Origin of the sequence: Amycolatopsis sp. NPDC004625, from assembly GCF_040609695.1 — a bacterium.
Taxonomy (GTDB): domain Bacteria; phylum Actinomycetota; class Actinomycetes; order Mycobacteriales; family Pseudonocardiaceae; genus Amycolatopsis.
Genome location: NZ_JBEXKX010000041.1, coordinates 68826 through 85093, shown reverse-complemented (window position 1 = coordinate 85093; position 16268 = coordinate 68826). Strand labels below are relative to the sequence as shown.

Here is a 16268-nt window from a genome sequence, read left to right as displayed (position 1 = left end):
AGCCCGCACGTGCCGGACGACCCGTTCGAGCACGAGCCGCTGTGGCGTGCGTTACGAACGCTGCCGCCGAGACAACGGGCCGTCATGGTGCTGCGCGGCCAGGGTCGCGAGGGCGATCTCCGGTGGCGTGCGGGAGCCGATGTTCAACCCCACCGGGCGGTGCACCCGGGCGATGTCCTCGTCGCCGACGCCGAGGCCCTGCAGGGCGGCCACGTGCGGGCCCGGGTGCCGCGGATTGCCGAGCACGCCCACCCACCGCGGCTTCCCCTCCAGGGCGGCCTTCAGCACCGAACCCAGCTCGGCCCGGTGGTGGTCGGTGACGACGACGTCCGCGGACGCGTCGAGCGACGGCAGCACGGTGTCCGCTTCGAACCCCTCCGGCACGTCGGTGACGCGCGCGGGGTCGGGCTCGAACAGCGCCACGTGGTAGCCGAGCTCGCGCGCGAACTTCAGCAGGTACCGGGACACCGGCGACGCGAACACCGCCACCAGGGTCCGCAGCCCGGGGTCGGCCGGGGCCGTGCCGTGCGCGACGTCGCAGGTCTCACTCATGCCGCCCAGTGTGTCAGCCGCCGACCTGCTCGCCCACCGTCACGCGGAACTGCCACACGTCGGTCTTGCCCTTGACGAGCACCAGGTACCCGTCGCCCACCCGCAGCACGACCCGCTTCTGCGGCGACGACGGCCGCGGCGGCCGGTGCTGCTTGGCCAGCAGGTACGCCTCGTCGAACGCGGTGTCGCGGTCCGGGTACCCCGCCGCGTCCGCGACGCCCCAGCCCCGGCCGTCGCCCATGCCGCCCTGCTCTTCGATGACCACCCACCACGTCGACCCCATGCCGTTCGGACGCGGGCGGGCCGCGGACGGTTTCAGAGCTCTTCGAGCACGCTCAGCCGGAAGTGGAACGTCGACGTCCGGCCTTCGACGATCACCAGGTACCCACCCGGGCCGCGCAGCACCTTCCGCGACTTCGGCGACCACGGGTAGACGGGCTGGTACTCGCGGGCCAGCCGCAGCGCCTCGGCCTCGGCGGTGGCCTGGTCCGGCTGGGAGAACGTCTCCGACAGCGACCAGCCCCGGCCCTCACCCGCACCGCGCTGCTCCTCGACGACCACCCACCAGCTCATGCCGGCTCCGCCACGGTCTCGCCGAGCGTCACGCGGAAGTGGAACGTCTGCGTCCGGCCGGTCGCGATCACCAGGTAGCCGTCGCCGACCCGCAGCACCTTCCGCTCCTTCACCGCCGACGGGTGCACGGGCTCGTGCGAGAACGCGAGCCGCCGCGCCACCTCGTCGGCGTGGTCGCGGTCCGCGCCCGCCGGCTTCGTCTTCGTGACGTTCCAGGCGCGCGCGTCACCACCGCCGCGCTGCTCCTCGACGACCACCCACCACACGTCAGACCTCCGGCTCGGCGAACTCGAAGTACTCCGGCAGCGGCGCGGTCCCGGCGAGGCGGAAGTACCGCACCTTCCGCCGCCGGCGCAGCCGCAGCGTGTCGCGGACGGCGTCGTTGTGGACGCGGCGGGCGATCACCACGCGGTGCTCGGCGTCGGTCAGCTCCTCGGCCAGCTCGGCTGGCAGGCCCGCCCGGTCGACGCGGCTCAGCTGCAGCGTCAGGTCGCCCTCTTCGGCTTCGCGGTCCGGGCGCTGGGCCGCTTCGGCCCGTTCGGCCGACGTCCGCAGCTCGGTGTCGCCCAGCACCGCCGCCACGGCGCGCGCCACCACGGCCCGCCGGGCCAGCGCCGCGTCGAGCGCGGCCCAGCCGGCGTCCGTGCGGACGTGCAGCCGGTCGAGCCGGTTCGCCGTCGCCACCAGAAAGAGCCCGCCCAGCACCACGACCAGGGCGAGCAGCGGCAGCAGCCAGCCGAGCACGCTCACCGGGCGAACTCCCCCTCGGGAGCCGCGACCCGGCGCGGGTCGGCCGCGACCGCCGTCTCGTAGACGCGCAGCACCTGGGTGGCCACCACCGACCAGTCGTACATCGTGACGCGCTCCCCCGCCGCCGCGGCCAGCGACGCCCGCCGCGCGGGGTCGCCGAGCAGCTCACGCAATCCGTCCGCGAGCGCGGCCGGGTCACCCGTCTCGACGAGCAGCCCGGAGCGGCCGTCGTCGAGCACCCGCCGGAACGAGTCGAGCCCGCTGGCCAGCACCGGTGTCCCCGCCGCCATCGCCTCGGTGAGGATCATCCCGAAGCTCTCGCCGCCGGTGTTGGGCGCGCAGTAGACGTCGACGCTGCGCAGGGCCTGGGCCTTGACGTGGTCGTCGACCTGGCCGAGCAGCTCGAGGTGCGGGGCCAGCTCCGGCCCGGCGTCGCGGCGCAGCTGGTCGTGGTCGCCGCGGCCGACCACGACCAGCCGCAGGTCCTCGAACTCGGGCAGGATCCGCCGCAGCGCCTCCAGCAGCACGCCCATGCCCTTGCGCGGCTCGCCGAAGCGGCCGACGAACCCGACCGTGCCACCGGCCCGCGGGTAGCCCGGCAGCGGCGTCGCCGAGGAGAAGAAGCCGACGTCGACGCCGTTGGGGATCTCCACCGCGTCGCCGCCCGCGTGCTCGACCTGGACGCGGCGGGCCAGCGCCGACACCGCGATCCGGGCCGTGATCTTCTCCAGCAGCGGCCGCAGCACCGGCTGGAACGCCGAGAGCGTGCGCGAGCGGGTCGTCGCGGTGTGGAACGTCGCCACGATCGGGCCGTCCGCAATCAGCAGCGCCAGCAGGGACAGGCTGGGCGCAGCCGGTTCGTGCAGGTGCAGGACGTCGAAGTCACCTTCGCGGATCCACCGGCGGACGCGGGCGTAGGACACCGGGCCGAACTGCAGCCGCGCGACCGAGCCGTTGTACGGGATGCCGAGCGCCTTGCCCGCCGGGTGCACGAAATCCGGCAGCTCCGCGTCCTCGTCCGCGGGCGCCAGCACGGACACCCGGTGCCCGCGCGCGAGCAGCGCCTTCGTCAGGTCGATGACGTGCCCCTGGACCCCGCCGGGCACGTCGAAGGAATAAGGGCACACGATGCCGACCCGCATCGGCCGCGCGGCCACCGCCTCAGCTCGCTTCTTCGAGGCTTGCCTGCTCGGCGGCCTCGAGGTCGGCCGGCCAGAACTTCTGCACCATGTGCCAGTCGGCCGGGTGCGCGGCGATGTCGCCGGCGAAGATGTCGGCCAGGGCCTGGGTGGCGGCCGGGACCTCGGCGCGCGCGGTGACCCGGATCCGCGGGTGCAGCCGGATCTGCCAGCCGTCCTCGGTGAACCAGCAGCCGGCCGGGATCAGCGCCGCGCCGGTCGTCGCGGCCAGCCGGGCCGGCCCACCGGGGAAGCGGGCCTTTTCGCCGAAGAACTTCACCGGGATGCCGCTGGTGGTCAGGTCGCGGTCGCCCACCAGGCAGACGGCCTTGTTCTCGCGCAGCCGCTTCAGGAGCACGCGCATCGCCGAACTGTCACCCGTGAGGGGGACGATTTCGAAGCCGAGTGACTCCCGGTACTCGACGAACCGCCGGTAGAGCGACTCGGGCTTCAGCCGCTCGGCGACCGTCGTGAACCCGCCGAGGTAGTCGGCGAGCCAGACGCCGGCGACGTCCCAGTTGCCGCTGTGCGGCAGCGCCATCACCGCGCCGTTGCCCTCGGCCAGGGCCGCGTCGAGGTTCTCCACGCCGGTGATCGACGCCGCGACCTTGGCGCTGACCTCCTTGTGGTCCATCGACGGCAGCCGGAACGTCTCGTGCCAGTAGCGGGCGTAGGAGCGCATCGCGCGCCGCGTCAGCTCGTCGAGCTCGACCGGGTCGGCCTGCGGCACCACGCGGGCGAGGTTCGCGCGCAGCTGCCGCACGCCCCCGCCGTCCCGGCGGACGGCGAGGTCCGCGCCGAGCGAGAAGACCGTGCCGCCGAACCCGGCGGGCAGCCAGCCGGCGAGCTTCCACCCGGCCGCGTAGCCGAAGGCGCTCAACCGCTCGCCGAACTTGCTCATGCCGGCTGCTCCCCGGCAGCGGCGGCGGCCGCGCGGGCCGCCTTCGCCACCGCGGCCGTGCGCTGCAGCAGCGTGATCACCGAAAGGACGGCGAGCAGCCAGAGCGTGACGTCCACCGTGTACGGGATGCCGAAGCCGTGCAGGCCGGTGCCGACCAGCGCGATGATGAGCCGCTCGGCGCGCTCGACGAGGCCGCCGTCCACCGGCAGGCCGGAGGCGTCCGCGCGGGCCTTGACGTAGGAGATGACCTGGGCGAGGACCAGGCACAGCAGGGCCGCGGCGGCGGCCGGGCGGTTGTCGTCGACGACGAAGCACCACCAGGCGATGGCGGCGAACAGGGCGCCGTCGACCAGCCTGTCGCAGGTCGCGTCGAGCACCGCGCCGAACGGGGTGCCGTAGCCGCGGGCGCGGGCCATGGCGCCGTCGAGCAGGTCGAGCATGGCGAAGCCCCACACCGTGAAGGTGCCCCACAGCAGGTGGTCGGCCGGGAAGAAGACCAGCGCGCAGACGACCGCGCCGGCGGTGCCGAGCACGGTCATCACGTTCGGGGTCAGCCCGGCGCGGACCAGCGCCTGGCCGATCGGATCGGTGACGCGGGAGACGGAGGCACGCGCGAAGATATTGAGCATCGGTTCGTCGAGGCACCTGGCTACGAGGGTCGGGTGGGCGAATGCAGCCTATCCACCCGCCTCGGCCGACCCGACGCGCCGCCCCGGGTCAGCCCGATTTCGTCAGCTCGCCCTCGTGTTCCCGCGCGTCCTCGGCGGCCTTGGCGGCCGCGCACTTCGGCGAGAGCTGACGGCGGATCGCGGCGCTGATCTCCCCGAGCGCGGTCACCTGCTCCGGCGTCAGCGGGTCGAACAGGCTCTCGCGGACGGCCTCGACGTGCCCGGGCGCGGCCGCCTCGAGCGCGGTGAAGCCGGCGTCGGTGAGCACCGCCCAGGCGCCGCGCTTGTCGGTCGGGCACGCTTCGCGGCGCACCCAGCCGTTCGCCTCCAGCCGCGCGACGGCGTGCGAAAGGCGGCTGCGGGACGCCTGCCGCGCGTCGGCGAGCTCGCTCATCCGCAGCCGGCGGCCGGGCGCTTCCGACAGGGCGACGAGAACTTCGTAATAGGTGTGCGGCATGCCCGAGTCGTGCTGCAGCTGGCCTTCGAGGTGCGCGCTGAGCATGCGGGTGGCCGAATTGAACTCACGCCAGACGCGCTGTTCGTCGTCGCTGAGCCATCGGGTTCCGGACATAACCCCATCATACTCTCGGTTGAACACTCAATCAGGAGTTTTTGCCGGTCAGCGCCCCGCCGGGTTCCGGTGGTCCAGACGACACCGCCGGTGGCTCACCAGGCGTCGGCCAGCATGTCCCGCGTCTCCCCCAGCAGCTGCGGGAGCACCTTCGTCTGGCCGATGACCGGCATGAAGTTGGCGTCCCCGCCCCAGCGCGGCACCAGGTGCTGGTGCAGGTGCGCGGCGATGCCCGCGCCCGCGATGTGGCCCTGGTTCAGCCCGATGTTGAAGCCGTGCGCACCGGAGACCGCGCGGATCACCTTCATCGCGTGCTGCGTGAATCCGGCGACCTCGCGCGTCTCCTCGGCCGTGAGCTCGGTGTAGTCCGCGACGTGCCGGTACGGCACCACCATCAGGTGCCCCGGGTTGTACGGGTACAGGTTCAGCACCGCGAACACGACGTCACCGCGCGCGACGATCAGGCCGGTTTTGTCGTCCAGCGACGGGATCCGGCAGAACGGGCAGCCGGGTTCCTCGTCGCCGTCCGGCTTGTCCTGGCCCTTGATGTAGGCCATCCGGTGCGGGGTCCAGAGCCGCTGGAAGGCGTCCTGGACCCCGATGCCCTGCTGCTCGACGAGCTCGGGACCCTCACTCACCGAACGACCGTCTCCAGCGCGTCGGCCGACGGCGACGCGTTTTCGCGGCGCGCGACCCACTCCGCGATCGCCTCGACCGCCTTCTCCACCGGCACGCCGTTGATCTGGCCGCCGTCGCGGAAGCGGAACGACACCGCGCCCGCCTCGACGTCCTTCGCGCCGGCCAGCAGCATGAAGGGCACCTTCTGCGTGGTGTGCGTGCGGATCTTCTTCTGCATCCGGTCGTCGCTCGCGTCGACCTCGGCGCGGAGGCCCTTGGCGCGCAACGCCTTCTCGACGTCGTGGAGGTACCCGACCTGGTCGGCGGTGATCGGGATGCCGACCACCTGCACCGGCGAGAGCCACGCCGGGAACGCGCCCGCGTAGTGCTCGGTCAGGACGCCGAAGAACCGCTCGATCGAGCCGAACAGCGCGCGGTGGATCATCACCGGCGTCTGGCGCGAGCCGTCGGGCGCGGTGTACTCGAGCCCGAACCGCTTGTTCTGGTTGAAGTCCAGCTGGATCGTCGACATCTGCCAGGTGCGGCCGATGGCGTCCTTCGCCTGCACCGAGATCTTCGGGCCGTAGAAGGCCGCGCCGCCCGGGTCCGGGACCAGCTCGAGGCCGGAGTCGACGGCGGCCTGCCGCAGCGTCTCGGTGGCCTCCTCCCACTCCCAGTCCTCGCCGATGAACTTGTCGGAGTCGCCGCGGGTGGACAGCTCGAGGTAGAAGTCGGAGAGGCCGTAGTCGGCGAGCAGGTCGAGGACGAACTTCAGCAGCGACCGGAGCTCGCCTGGCATCTGCTCCTTGGTGCAGTAGATGTGCGAGTCGTCCATCGTCAGCCCGCGCACGCGGGTGAGGCCGTGCACCACGCCGGACTTCTCGTAGCGGTAGACCGTCCCGAACTCGAACAGCCGCAGCGGCAGTTCGCGGTAGGACCGCCCGCGCGAGCGGAAGATCAGGTTGTGCATCGGGCAGTTCATCGCCTTGAGGTAGTAGTTCTCCTCGTCGAACTGCACCGGCGGGAACATCGTGTCCGCGTAGTAGGGCAGGTGGCCGGAAGTGTGGAACAGCTCGCCCTTGCTGATGTGCGGAGTGTTCACGAACTCGTAGCCGGCCTCTTCGTGGCGGCGGCGCGAGTAGTTCTCCAGCTCCCGGCGGATGATGCCGCCCTTCGGGTGGAACACCGGCAGGCCGGAGCCGATCTCCTCGGGGAAGGAGAACAGGTCCAGCTCGGCGCCGAGCTTGCGGTGGTCGCGGCGCTCGGCCTCGGCGATGCGCTCGAGGTGGGCGTTCTGCGCCTCGGCCGACTCCCACGCCGTGCCGTAGATCCGCTGCAGCTGCGGGTTCTTTTCACTACCGCGCCAGTACGCGGCGGCGACGCGAGTCAGTTTGAACGCCGGGATGAACTTCGTCGTCGGCACGTGCGGGCCGCGGCAGAGGTCACTCCAGACACGTTCCTTGGTGCGCGGGTCGAGATTGTCGTAGATGGTGAGTTCGCCCTCGCCCACCTCCATGACTTCGGAGGTGTCCACTGTGTCCTTGTCGGACTTGAGGTCGACGAGTTCGAGCTTGAACGGCTCGTCCGCCAGTTCCTTCTTGGCCTCGTCGACGGAGTCGAAAACGCGCCGCGAGAACTGCTGGGCGCCCTTCACGATCTGCTTCATGCGCTTTTCGAGCGCCTGCAGGTCCTCCGGGGTGAACGGCCTGTCAACGGCGAAGTCGTAGTAGAAACCGTCCTTGACCGGCGGGCCGATGCCGAGCTTGGCGTCCGGGAACTGCTGCTGCACGGCCTGGGCGAGCACGTGGGCGGCCGAATGGCGGATGACGCTGCGCCCGTCCTCGGTGTTCGCCGCGACCGGCTCGACCTCGGCGTCGGCTTCCGGCGCCCAGGCGAGGTCGCGCAGCTTCCCGTCGGCGTCGCGCACGACGACGACCGTGTCCTCGCCCTTGGTCGGCAGGCCGGCTTCGCGGACCGCCGCGCCCGCCGTAGTGCCCGCCGGTACCACCACGCGGGAGGCGGCCACGGGGGAAACGGGGGGCGACTGGGACACGATCGGCTCCTCAAGCTGGAGTGACAGAGATGACGCCGTCGATGCTAGTCGGCGGCGTCTTCGCGCCTCACGCGCGTGGCGCGAACGCCGGACGGGCCGCCCCCGGCTCCGGAGACGGCCCGTCCGATCGCGGTCAGAGGGTCTCGACGACCTGGTCGAAGCCGAGCCGCGGCAGGCGGTCGAACCAGGGGTTTTCGCCCGGCTTGCCGACGTTGACGACGACGAGCGAGCGCCACTTCCTGTCCGCGAAGAACTCGTCGTCGACGCCCTGGGCGTCGAAGCCGGTCATCGGGCCGGCGGCCAGGCCGGCGGCGCGGACGCCGATGATGAAGTAGCCGACCTGCAGCAGCGAGTTGAGCTTGCTGAACTCGACGCGGCCCTGCTCGTCGGAGAAGTTGTCCTTCACCTGCGGGGCGTGCGGGAACACCTGCGGGATGTTCTCGTGGAAGTCGACGTCGGCGGCGAGCACGACGGTCAGCGGGGCGGCTTCGGTCTTGTCGCGGTTGCCCGGCGACATGTGCGGCAGCAGGCGGGCCTTCGCCTCGGCGGTCCGGAGCACCAGCGCACGCAGCGGCTGGGTGTTCATCGACGTCGGGGCCCACTTGACGAGGTCGTAGATCGCGCGGACCTGCTCCTCGGTCACCGGCTCGGAGCTGAAACTGTTGGCCGTGCGGGCCTCGCGGAACAGCAGGTTCTGGACGTCCGCGGGGAGAGCGATGGCCTCGGTCTGCTCGGCAAAGGTGGTCATGGGGCTGGGGTTCCTTCCGTTGGGTCGGTACCCCGTGCAACGAGGTTGAGCGTTGAACTATTTCGCGTTCAACCAGTTGCCTGGATCACAGGCGGCCGCCACCCCTCACCCGATCGGGGACGGCAATCGCGGGGCCTGAAACGCGGACACGGCCGCCGACCCCCTCCAGTGGGGTCGGCGGCCGTGGTGCGCACTGCGCGGCCGGCGGGTCAGTAGGCGCCCTGCCCGCCCATCACCGCGCGGAAGGTCTTCCAGAGGATCACCAGGTCCAGGGCGAGGGACCAGTCCTCGACGTAGCGCAGGTCGAGGCGGATGCTCTCGGCCCACGTGAGGTCGCTGCGCCCGCTGACCTGCCACAGCCCGGTCAGCCCCGGCTTGACCAGCAGCCGGCGGCGGGCGTCCGGCGCGTACTGCGCGGTTTCCTCCGGCAGCGGCGGCCGCGGGCCGACGAGCGACATCTTCCCGGCGACGACGTTGAACAGCTGCGGCACCTCATCGAGCGAATACCGGCGCAGGAAACCACCCACGCGGGTGATACGGGGATCGCGCTTCATCTTGAACAACGGGCCGGCGCCTTCGTTCTCCTGCTCCAGCGTTTTCCGGATTTCGTCGGCATTGGTGACCATCGTCCGGAACTTGAGCATGGTGAACGTCGCACCGTCGCGGCCGACGCGGCGCTGGCGGTAGATCACCGGGCCGCGGTCGTTGAGCTTGATCGCCACCGCGATCACCAGCAGGAGCGGGGACAGCAGGGTGAGCAGCAGCGCCGAGCCGGCGCGGTCCACGATCTCCTTCACCACCCGGCGGCCGCCGGTGAACATCGGCGCGGTGACCCGCAGGAGCGGCATGCCGAGCACGCCGGTGACGTTGAGCCGGGGCCCGGCGACCTCCATCAGGACGGGCGCCACGACCATCTCGGCGCCGGTGCCCTCCATGTCCCAGGCCAGCCGCTGCAGCCGCTTCGGCGTCCAGTACTGGTCGGCGGTGATCGCCACGACCCGGTAGCCGCCGCGCCGGACGTGCCGGGACAGCTCCTCCAGCCGGCCCACGACCGGAACGCCGTCGATCTCGCCGCTGTCGCGGTCTTCGCCGTGACCGCTGAACGTGCAGGCGGCCTCGACGCGCCAGCCGACGTGCACCTCGGAGCGGGTGCGGGCGATCAGGTCGGCGACGGTTTCGGGGCTGCCGGCCGCCATCACCGGCAGCAGGCAGAGTCCCTTGGCGCGCTTGCGGTGCAGCACCTGGCGCAGCAGGTAGCGCTGCGGGAAGGCGACCAGCGCGATGGCCGGGACGACGATGAACACCCAGACCTGGACCTCGAGCGCGCCGAACAGCAGGCCGCCCAGCGCGACCAGGACGGCGGCGGTGATGAAGCCCCGGCCGAGGGTGCGGTACTCCTCCGCGCCTTCGCCGAGCACGCGCGGGCTCCAGGCCCGGCTCACCGGCAGGGAGACGAAGACGGCGAGCATGGTGCCGAAGGCGTGCATGTCATGGGGGGCAACGCGATCGATGACGAACGCGCTGATCGCGATCACCAGCAGCGTGATGAACACGTCGCTGCCGATGACCCAGGCTCTGTACCGCGCTTCCCAGGCCGCCGGCCACGCCTTCGAGGACGGGCTCGCCGCGTCGTCGTCGCCGTGGCCGTCCCGCTTGACGGGACGCGGGATGGCCTGGAGGTCGATGTGCGGCGGTGGCTGGCTCACCGTGTACGAAGGCCGCACCGACTCTTCCATCTGACCTCCCGGGAACAGGATCTGGTTGACCCGCGGGCACGCAGCGTCACCGAAAAGGATTTCGGAGAGTCACCACACTTCTGTGATCGCGCAGAGCCCGCGGAGGCTTCACACGGCAAGTTATCGGCGACTCTCTCGGCAGCGTTACAAGGATTTCCAGCCACATGGTGCGTCACTTCCCCGCCAGAAAATGGCCGGGACATAACAAGATGATGACGATGGGTAATAGGGCGTATCCCCGTGAAAACTACGTTCCGTAGCGAATAGAACGGTGCCCGCACTCGGGTGGACCAAGCAGCGCCGAACGGCCGAACGGACCGGACGACTCTACTGTGGACACTGGTCGCGCCGGCTGGTCCACAGTGGACCAGAGGTCCGGCGGGCCGCCGGCGGCCCGGACCCCACGCGAACCGTCCGTGACATTCATCGCCACGGCGTCACGCGCGGCGGTTCTGTCACACGTCGGGCAGCGCGGGGCCGACCCGGGAGCGCGGGCGGGTCGGGCGCCGTGGCGTGCCGAGGATCACATCGCCCTCCCACAGGGTCACGTTCGACGGAAACCCGCCGCGTCGACACGGTTCGGAAGCAGATCCGGCCGGCCTCGGCGGCAGGGGCGCACACGGCGCTCGTGAGCAGATACGGCCGAGCCGAACGGATCGTTCACTCCGGTTGCGCGGGCTTCGCGTCCGGTCCCCGAAATGCGGCCCGGCCTGGGAGCACGAACGAAGAAAGCCCCGTCCGCGGTTTCGGCGGACGGGGCTTTCTCAGCTCTCGCGTGGGCGATACTGGGATCGAACCAGTGACCTCTTCGGTGTGAACGAAGCGCTCTCCCGCTGAGCTAATCGCCCGCTCGCGGTGTTGCCTGGAACTTTAGCGTACGACTTTCAGGCGCCTGCAAACGGGTGGTCCTCTTCGACCACACTCCGCTTACCGGCGAGTACGGTCCGCACAACCCCGAGCTAGCCGGGGTTGTGCGGACGGGGGGCCGCGTGACGCCACGTTCGACATCCGTGCGACGGTGCTATCGCCCGGCGGCTAAACCGCGCAGTATGGAGGTCGTGGGCCCCACGGGGCGCGCCGGTCAGCTGCGCGCCGTGGGTGGTCACGGGTGGAGACGGGGGCCGAAGAGCCCGTACGGGTGATCTGCGGCGCACCCGCGACGGAACAGGCCTCCCGATGCGTCCCAGTGGTGATGCCCTCGGCCGGGCCGGGCCGGGAAGGGAGACGAAGGGTAGGACGATGCGCAACGATCACGTGACGCTCCGCTCGACGGCGGTCTTCGACCTGCTGGCGCCGCGGACTCCCGCGGTTCCGGTGAAGGTGGAGCTGCGCTACGACACACGCGACCCGTATGCGGTCGTCGCGGCCTTCCGCACCGGCCGGGCCGGCTGGGTCGAGTGGGTGTACGCACGTGACCTCCTCGCGGACGGCCTCCTGGCCGACGCGGGCGACGGCGACGTCCGCATCCGCCCCTCGGTCGAGGACCCCGAAGCGGTCCTGATCGAGCTGAACTCCCCCTCCGGCCACGCGATGTTCGAGGCATCGGCCCAGGAGCTGGCCGACTTCCTGGACCGCACGTACGACGTGGTCCTCCCGGGCAACGAGCACCTGTGGGTCGACGTCGACGACGCGCTCACCCACCTCATCCCCCACGATCTGGCCTGATGACGGCCCCGCAACAGCGGAGTGACACCCCGGTGTCGAAGCGGTTTTCGGCGTCCGATATGGTTTTCCCACACCACGGCGACGGGGACTCGGGTTCCCGGAGCTGCGGAGTGCGGATGTAGCGCAGCTGGTAGCGCATCACCTTGCCAAGGTGAGGGTCGCGGGTTCGAATCCCGTCATCCGCTCGATAGGCTCTCGAGCCTAGTCACGGTGGAGTGGCCGAGAGGCGAGGCAACGGCCTGCAAAGCCGTGTACACGGGTTCGAATCCCGTCTCCACCTCGCGCGATTAGCTCAGCGGGAGAGCGCTTCCCTGACACGGAAGAGGTCACTGGTTCAATCCCAGTATCGCGCACTCGATCGCGGGAGAGCCCTGCTTGCGGAAAGCGCAAGCCAGGGCTCTCTTGTCGTGTCCTGTGGGGGCCGAGCCCCCACGCCCCCGCCGGGGGCACGCCCCCGGACCCCCAGTCTGGTCACCTTCGTGAGTCACCCTCGGTCTGGTGTGACCACGGCTTCTCGGGCGACAGCCGTCTGGCTGACCGGCGTGCCGGGGTCACCTGGTCGTCGATGCGGGCGATGCCCCTTCATCTTCTGCCCCAGCCACGCCCGCCGGGCGACTTCCGGGATCCCGTCCTCAGTCAGCCAGGTGCTGTGCGTGTGGCGGCCTTCGTGGAAGGTGAACGTCGGCAGGATGGGCGGACGCCGCTCCCCTGCGCCGACGTCGTCGAGTTCGTTGCCGTCCCACGCCGGCCGCCAAAAGCGGATCCGGAAGTTCGACCGCCGCCACCGATACCCCTCCGGCGTGCACAGCACGAACGGCTCCCGATGGCTGTCCATCACCTCCTCATACAGAACCGCGATCCCGGTGGCAGCGCCACGAACCGCGTACCCGCAGGAGTTTTCGTCCGGCCCTTCTTCGGCCGAGTTCCCACGCCGCGTCCGCGGCCGCTGGCGACCGTCCTCACGATGATCATCACTCTTCTGCCCTCCTTTGTAGACCTTCCCCGCCACCTACTTAAATGGCGTCCGGATCTCGATGCCACGGCGCTCGGAGTCGTACTCGTGCCACTGCTGGCCGACAAGTTCATCCCCATCGGGCACCGGTATAGAAATCCATCAGGCACAGCACGAACCCCGACTTGCCCAGGCCCAGCTCGTAGAGCCGCATCGCCGCCCGCAGTGCCTGCGCCGGCTTGGCCACCAGCCGCTCGGTGTCGAACTCCCCCATCGACACCCGGACCCCGTTGCACGGGTTGGCCGGAATCATCAGGTTCCGCCGGATCAACGCCTGCTGCTCCAACCCCCAGTCCTCGGCGGCCTTCTCCGTCGGGAAGCCTGACTTGCTCCCCCACGTCCCGTCCGGGCGCTTGTACCGAGCGCGCCACTCACCGGTCCCGGGATCTCCCTGGCCGCAGGCCATCTCTCACTCCTCTGCTCTGCCTGTCCGCCCGCCTCACGCGGCGCGGAAATCCTTCGCGGCGTCCGCAACGGACACCCGGTGCTGCGACGGCTTCACCGGCGCGGCGCTGAGCCGCACGATCTCGGCGACATCGCCACGGGTGAACCGGTGGTGCTTGCCGAACCGGCGATGCGGCAGCACGCCGGCGGCGGCCTGGTCCTTCAACGTCCTCGGCGACAACTGCAGCACCTCCCCCACCTCTTCCGGGGTCAGCAACTCATCCGGATCCGCCGGCGGCTCCGGCACGGTCGCCCGCACCGCCGCCGCGAGCTCGCGGATGGCCACGGCGACAACGCAGCCGGTTCCGCTCCCGTGGTTCATTCGTTCTCCATCACGCACTCCATTCTTGTTGTCAGAAAACCGAGTCAGTCAGGGAAGTGTTCGCCCCGACAGTCAATAAGCCCCCGAAAAAAAGTCAAAGAGCCTCGTACATGAGCGAAGCCAACAACGCGCAGCGATTCTGCGACGCTACTATTCGACGAACCGGCGGCCCCGCCGAGCATACCGTCCCCTTCGGACTCGACGGCGTCGCCTACGAAATCGACCTGTCCACAACGAACGCCAACGCACTGCGCGAAGCACCGGCACCATATGTGGTGTCCGTAGGCCGATCCGGCGACCGCCGGATCAAGGTCGCCGTCGGCCAGCCGACCGACAGCACAAAACAGGAACCGGAGCCAAGTTCGAGAAAACGGATACGAAATAGCCGATCAGGGCCGCATCGCGAAGACCATCATCGATGGCATACCACTCATCTCGCCAGCACAGAAGCACGCCTGAATCCTCATGACCCCTCCGAAGTAGGGGTCGAGAGCAAGCCTTGGCGCTGGCGTCCGCCCTCACGGAGTTGTCCCGTCAGGCGTGGCGCACCTACACGCACCCGGCCAGCGCGGCTGATGACCACGAGGGCAACAGCGAAGGCTGGCGACGGCAAGGTGAACGCGACGCCTTCGCCAAGGTCGTGCCTTCGATCCGGAACCCGAACCTCCCCGACGGCGACCACCTCATCGTCTCGTACGTCCGGGTCGAGGAAGCTGTGCACCGCGTCGGCCGGGTACTGCATGCCGTGAGCGATTCGACCCTTACCGAGCACGTCATCGTCGACGCCGAACAAGAGCTCGCCGCAGTCGAACAGGCCGAATTGAGCGACCTGTCCGGCCGAGCGGGACAAGCCGTTCTGCTGACTCGCGCCGAGGCATCGCCGGTTCAAGCTGCTGCACGAAGTCGACTTCACCGCGGCCGCAGTCGCCGCAGCGCCGATCCGACCATGGTGGTCCACGAAGCAGACGGCATTACAACCCTTGCTGTCGAGACCCCATCCCTCGTGCTGGAACGCCTCAACGCCGGCGAAACCCCGCGCGAAGTCGTCATCGACTTGATCAAGTCGGCCATGTCCGCCGCGGAAGGAGAACTCGCCGATCCGGTGCAGCTGATCCAGCAGATCAAGGAAGCGGCGGAGAAAGCCGAGCAGCACGGACCCGGTGACCCGGAACTGCTGGCTGGGCTGATGCCGCGGATCAGCCAGCTGGCCCCTGCCCGCCCGGCCCAGGATCTCCTGGAAGACCTGCTCGACGGCATCCGGGGCTGCTGGGTGCCCTACCGGGCGTCCGCCTACTACGACGACGAATCGGACGAGCTGATCGACGCGGAGTTCTTCGAGGCGGTCAAGGAGGAAGCCGCCCTGAACGGCGAACGACTGCTCTGATCTGACCTATGGGGTTCCAAAAAAGGTCGGTCACGGCGCTGACCAGTGGCTTCACGCGGCTCGTTCGTGCTCGTTGATCAGTCCTCCGAGAAGCCGCTGTCGCTTGATCCGCTGAGAGTCAGGATCTGCGACGGGGATGGGTCAGCCGGGGTGGGCGAAGCTCGCGGGAACGGTGCGCCGTCGACCGTTGTAGTGTGCCGGACGTACTCGGCGAGCACGGCCTGCAGACGTGAGATCGCCACCAGTGCCACGCACCCGCTGACCCGGAACCTCACGTTGTACTGATCAAGGGCCTTCTATCTGACTGAACTCAGGCCGAGTTATCGCCGCCGGAGAGCCTTCTCGGGAAGCTTCTTATTCAACCTCTCGAACGCGGGCAGCGGACACGCTAGCCAATAGAAATTGCTGATGAAATCCTCTGTGATATTCATAGAGATGGGGAATTGAATACGGGCCCGAGTCGACGGGGAAGTCGAGCGCATGTCCTGTGAGTACAGAGCGGAGAAAATACGCCGCACCATCATCAGTCCGAGAGAACCGCCACCGCTGACCAGGTTCACCAGTGCGCGACCGCATTGTCGGATTACGAGAGAGCTCTTCACCGGCCCCCGCATCCAACACCAGTCCATTCTCGACGGATTCGATGACATACTCCGCCCAGTGATTCTTCACTGCACGAAGCCTCCACAACTGGTGCACAAGACCGTTCGGCGGCCACATAATCGGCTTCGAGCCATGTCGATCCTGTTTAACTGTATCGAGCGCGAGTCCCTTTTCTCTACCGATGATCAGGAATGGTCCACGTGCCCCCTCGCCATACCCTAAAGACAGAATCCGGGGGCGGACAGCTTCAAGCCTGCCACCGTTCCGCTCACGGACCTGTATGACCAGCCCCAAACCTGCTGTCACCAAACTACCGATGCCCGCAAGCCAACTCGACGCCTCCAATGCCGGTCGAGCGGGATGATGCTCATCCGTCAGCCAGCCGACACCTGTGCGTAGCGCGGCCCACCCTAGCCCGAGAACCGCCGCCGCACCCAACCACAACATTGCCCGTCGCACGCTGATGTCCCTTCGACACTTGCTCCTGACA

The 16268-nt window shown here is 69.5% G+C and carries 17 protein-coding genes, 4 tRNA genes and 3 pseudogenes; 7 read left to right on the top strand and 17 right to left on the bottom strand.

Going from position 1 to position 16268, the window contains the following annotated elements; all coding sequences use genetic code 11:
* Positions 1-96: pseudogene (locus ABZW17_RS35365) on the top strand (SigE family RNA polymerase sigma factor); the annotation flags it as partial.
* Here the strand turns inward: ABZW17_RS35365 and ABZW17_RS35360 are convergent.
* From ABZW17_RS35360 to ABZW17_RS35295, 14 genes are all read right to left on the bottom strand, one after another.
* Entirely contained in the window at positions 52-552 is a 501-nt protein-coding gene (locus ABZW17_RS35360) for an XdhC family protein (protein WP_354823816.1), read from the bottom strand. The pseudogene ABZW17_RS35365 and the gene ABZW17_RS35360 sit on opposite strands and share 45 nt — an antisense overlap.
* A 13-nt stretch (positions 553-565) precedes the next feature.
* Positions 566-835, bottom strand: coding sequence for a hypothetical protein (locus ABZW17_RS35355; protein ID WP_354823814.1), 270 nt, complete (start codon positions 833-835; stop codon positions 566-568).
* A gap of 32 nt (positions 836-867) precedes the next feature.
* Entirely contained in the window at positions 868-1125 is a 258-nt protein-coding gene (locus tag ABZW17_RS35350) for a hypothetical protein (RefSeq protein WP_354823812.1), read from the bottom strand.
* The gene (locus tag ABZW17_RS35345; RefSeq protein ID WP_354823810.1) at positions 1122-1391 is read right to left on the bottom strand and encodes a hypothetical protein; all 270 of its coding nucleotides are present in this window, start codon (positions 1389-1391) and stop codon (positions 1122-1124) included. Before ABZW17_RS35345 ends, ABZW17_RS35350 begins: the two co-directional genes overlap by 4 nt.
* A 1-nt stretch (position 1392) precedes the next feature.
* Positions 1393-1875, bottom strand: a complete 483-nt coding sequence (locus ABZW17_RS35340) for an NUDIX hydrolase (protein ID WP_354823808.1) — start codon at positions 1873-1875, stop codon at positions 1393-1395.
* Entirely contained in the window at positions 1872-3017 is a 1146-nt protein-coding gene (locus ABZW17_RS35335; protein ID WP_354823824.1) for a glycosyltransferase family 4 protein, read from the bottom strand. Before ABZW17_RS35335 ends, ABZW17_RS35340 begins: the two co-directional genes overlap by 4 nt.
* A 19-nt stretch (positions 3018-3036) precedes the next feature.
* Positions 3037-3954, bottom strand: coding sequence for a phosphatidylinositol mannoside acyltransferase (locus tag ABZW17_RS35330; protein ID WP_354823806.1), 918 nt, complete (start codon positions 3952-3954; stop codon positions 3037-3039).
* Entirely contained in the window at positions 3951-4583 is a 633-nt protein-coding gene (gene pgsA / locus ABZW17_RS35325; protein WP_354823804.1) for a phosphatidylinositol phosphate synthase, read from the bottom strand. Before pgsA ends, ABZW17_RS35330 begins: the two co-directional genes overlap by 4 nt.
* A gap of 88 nt (positions 4584-4671) precedes the next feature.
* Positions 4672-5193: a MarR family transcriptional regulator gene (locus ABZW17_RS35320; RefSeq protein ID WP_354823802.1), complete on the bottom strand. Its 522-nt coding sequence runs from the start codon at positions 5191-5193 to the stop codon at positions 4672-4674.
* 95 nt (positions 5194-5288) lie between these two features.
* Positions 5289-5831, bottom strand: a complete 543-nt coding sequence (locus ABZW17_RS35315) for an HIT domain-containing protein (protein ID WP_354823800.1) — start codon at positions 5829-5831, stop codon at positions 5289-5291.
* Complete coding sequence (gene thrS / locus ABZW17_RS35310; RefSeq protein WP_354823798.1) at positions 5828-7864, bottom strand: threonine--tRNA ligase; 2037 nt, start codon at positions 7862-7864, stop codon at positions 5828-5830. Before thrS ends, ABZW17_RS35315 begins: the two co-directional genes overlap by 4 nt.
* A gap of 133 nt (positions 7865-7997) precedes the next feature.
* A complete protein-coding gene (locus ABZW17_RS35305; RefSeq protein ID WP_354823796.1) occupies positions 7998-8612 on the bottom strand; it encodes a malonic semialdehyde reductase in 615 nt (204 codons plus the stop codon).
* Positions 8613-8821: 209 nt separating this feature from the next.
* Positions 8822-10348 (bottom strand): sugar transferase, encoded by a 1527-nt coding sequence (locus ABZW17_RS35300; protein ID WP_354823794.1) that lies wholly within the window; start codon positions 10346-10348, stop codon positions 8822-8824.
* A 776-nt stretch (positions 10349-11124) separates the two neighbouring features.
* A tRNA-Val gene (locus ABZW17_RS35295) sits at positions 11125-11196 on the bottom strand.
* A 391-nt stretch (positions 11197-11587) separates the two neighbouring features.
* Here ABZW17_RS35295 and ABZW17_RS35290 point away from each other — a divergent pair.
* From ABZW17_RS35290 to ABZW17_RS35275, 4 genes are all read left to right on the top strand, one after another.
* Positions 11588-12013 (top strand): SsgA family sporulation/cell division regulator, encoded by a 426-nt coding sequence (locus tag ABZW17_RS35290; protein WP_013227152.1) that lies wholly within the window; start codon positions 11588-11590, stop codon positions 12011-12013.
* A gap of 112 nt (positions 12014-12125) precedes the next feature.
* Positions 12126-12198 (top strand) — tRNA-Gly (locus tag ABZW17_RS35285).
* A 24-nt stretch (positions 12199-12222) separates the two neighbouring features.
* Positions 12223-12293: transfer RNA gene (locus ABZW17_RS35280), tRNA-Cys, on the top strand.
* A 1-nt stretch (position 12294) separates the two neighbouring features.
* Positions 12295-12366: transfer RNA gene (locus ABZW17_RS35275), tRNA-Val, on the top strand.
* 190 nt (positions 12367-12556) lie between these two features.
* Here ABZW17_RS35275 and ABZW17_RS35270 read toward each other — a convergent pair.
* Positions 12557-13431, bottom strand: a pseudogene (locus ABZW17_RS35270) (hypothetical protein); the annotation flags it as partial.
* A gap of 33 nt (positions 13432-13464) precedes the next feature.
* Complete coding sequence (locus tag ABZW17_RS35265) at positions 13465-13755, bottom strand: helix-turn-helix domain-containing protein (protein WP_354823792.1); 291 nt, start codon at positions 13753-13755, stop codon at positions 13465-13467.
* 146 nt (positions 13756-13901) lie between these two features.
* On the opposite strand from ABZW17_RS35265, the pseudogene ABZW17_RS35260 reads away from it, so the two are divergent.
* Positions 13902-14159 (top strand): annotated as a pseudogene (locus tag ABZW17_RS35260) (histone-like nucleoid-structuring protein Lsr2); the annotation flags it as partial.
* A 131-nt stretch (positions 14160-14290) separates the two neighbouring features.
* On the top strand, positions 14291-15175 hold the full coding sequence (locus ABZW17_RS35255) for a hypothetical protein (protein WP_354823826.1): 885 nt from the start codon (positions 14291-14293) through the stop codon (positions 15173-15175).
* Between the two features lie 354 nt (positions 15176-15529).
* Here the strand turns inward: ABZW17_RS35255 and ABZW17_RS35250 are convergent, their stop codons facing one another.
* Positions 15530-15895 carry an RICIN domain-containing protein gene (locus ABZW17_RS35250; protein ID WP_354823822.1) on the bottom strand — a complete coding sequence of 122 codons (366 nt, stop codon included), beginning with the start codon at positions 15893-15895 and terminating at the stop codon, positions 15530-15532.
* Positions 15896-16268 lie beyond the last annotated feature (373 nt).

What these genes read in the sequence shown, in the direction of transcription:
- ABZW17_RS35360 (WP_354823816.1), bottom strand. Translation starts at nt 552, where the DNA reads ATGAGTGAGACCTGCGACGTCGCGCACGGCACGGCCCCGGCCGACCCC.
- ABZW17_RS35355 (WP_354823814.1), bottom strand. Translation starts at nt 835, where the DNA reads ATGGGGTCGACGTGGTGGGTGGTCATCGAAGAGCAGGGCGGCATGGGC.
- ABZW17_RS35350 (WP_354823812.1), bottom strand. Translation starts at nt 1,125, where the DNA reads ATGAGCTGGTGGGTGGTCGTCGAGGAGCAGCGCGGTGCGGGTGAGGGC.
- ABZW17_RS35335 (WP_354823824.1), bottom strand. Translation starts at nt 3,017, where the DNA reads ATGCGGGTCGGCATCGTGTGCCCTTATTCCTTCGACGTGCCCGGCGGG.
- ABZW17_RS35330 (WP_354823806.1), bottom strand. Translation starts at nt 3,954, where the DNA reads ATGAGCAAGTTCGGCGAGCGGTTGAGCGCCTTCGGCTACGCGGCCGGG.
- pgsA (WP_354823804.1), bottom strand. Translation starts at nt 4,583, where the DNA reads ATGCTCAATATCTTCGCGCGTGCCTCCGTCTCCCGCGTCACCGATCCG.
- ABZW17_RS35320 (WP_354823802.1), bottom strand. Translation starts at nt 5,193, where the DNA reads ATGTCCGGAACCCGATGGCTCAGCGACGACGAACAGCGCGTCTGGCGT.
- ABZW17_RS35305 (WP_354823796.1), bottom strand. Translation starts at nt 8,612, where the DNA reads ATGACCACCTTTGCCGAGCAGACCGAGGCCATCGCTCTCCCCGCGGAC.
- ABZW17_RS35300 (WP_354823794.1), bottom strand. Translation starts at nt 10,348, where the DNA reads ATGGAAGAGTCGGTGCGGCCTTCGTACACGGTGAGCCAGCCACCGCCG.
- ABZW17_RS35290 (WP_013227152.1), top strand. Translation starts at nt 11,588, where the DNA reads ATGCGCAACGATCACGTGACGCTCCGCTCGACGGCGGTCTTCGACCTG.
- ABZW17_RS35250 (WP_354823822.1), bottom strand. Translation starts at nt 15,895, where the DNA reads ATGTGGCCGCCGAACGGTCTTGTGCACCAGTTGTGGAGGCTTCGTGCA.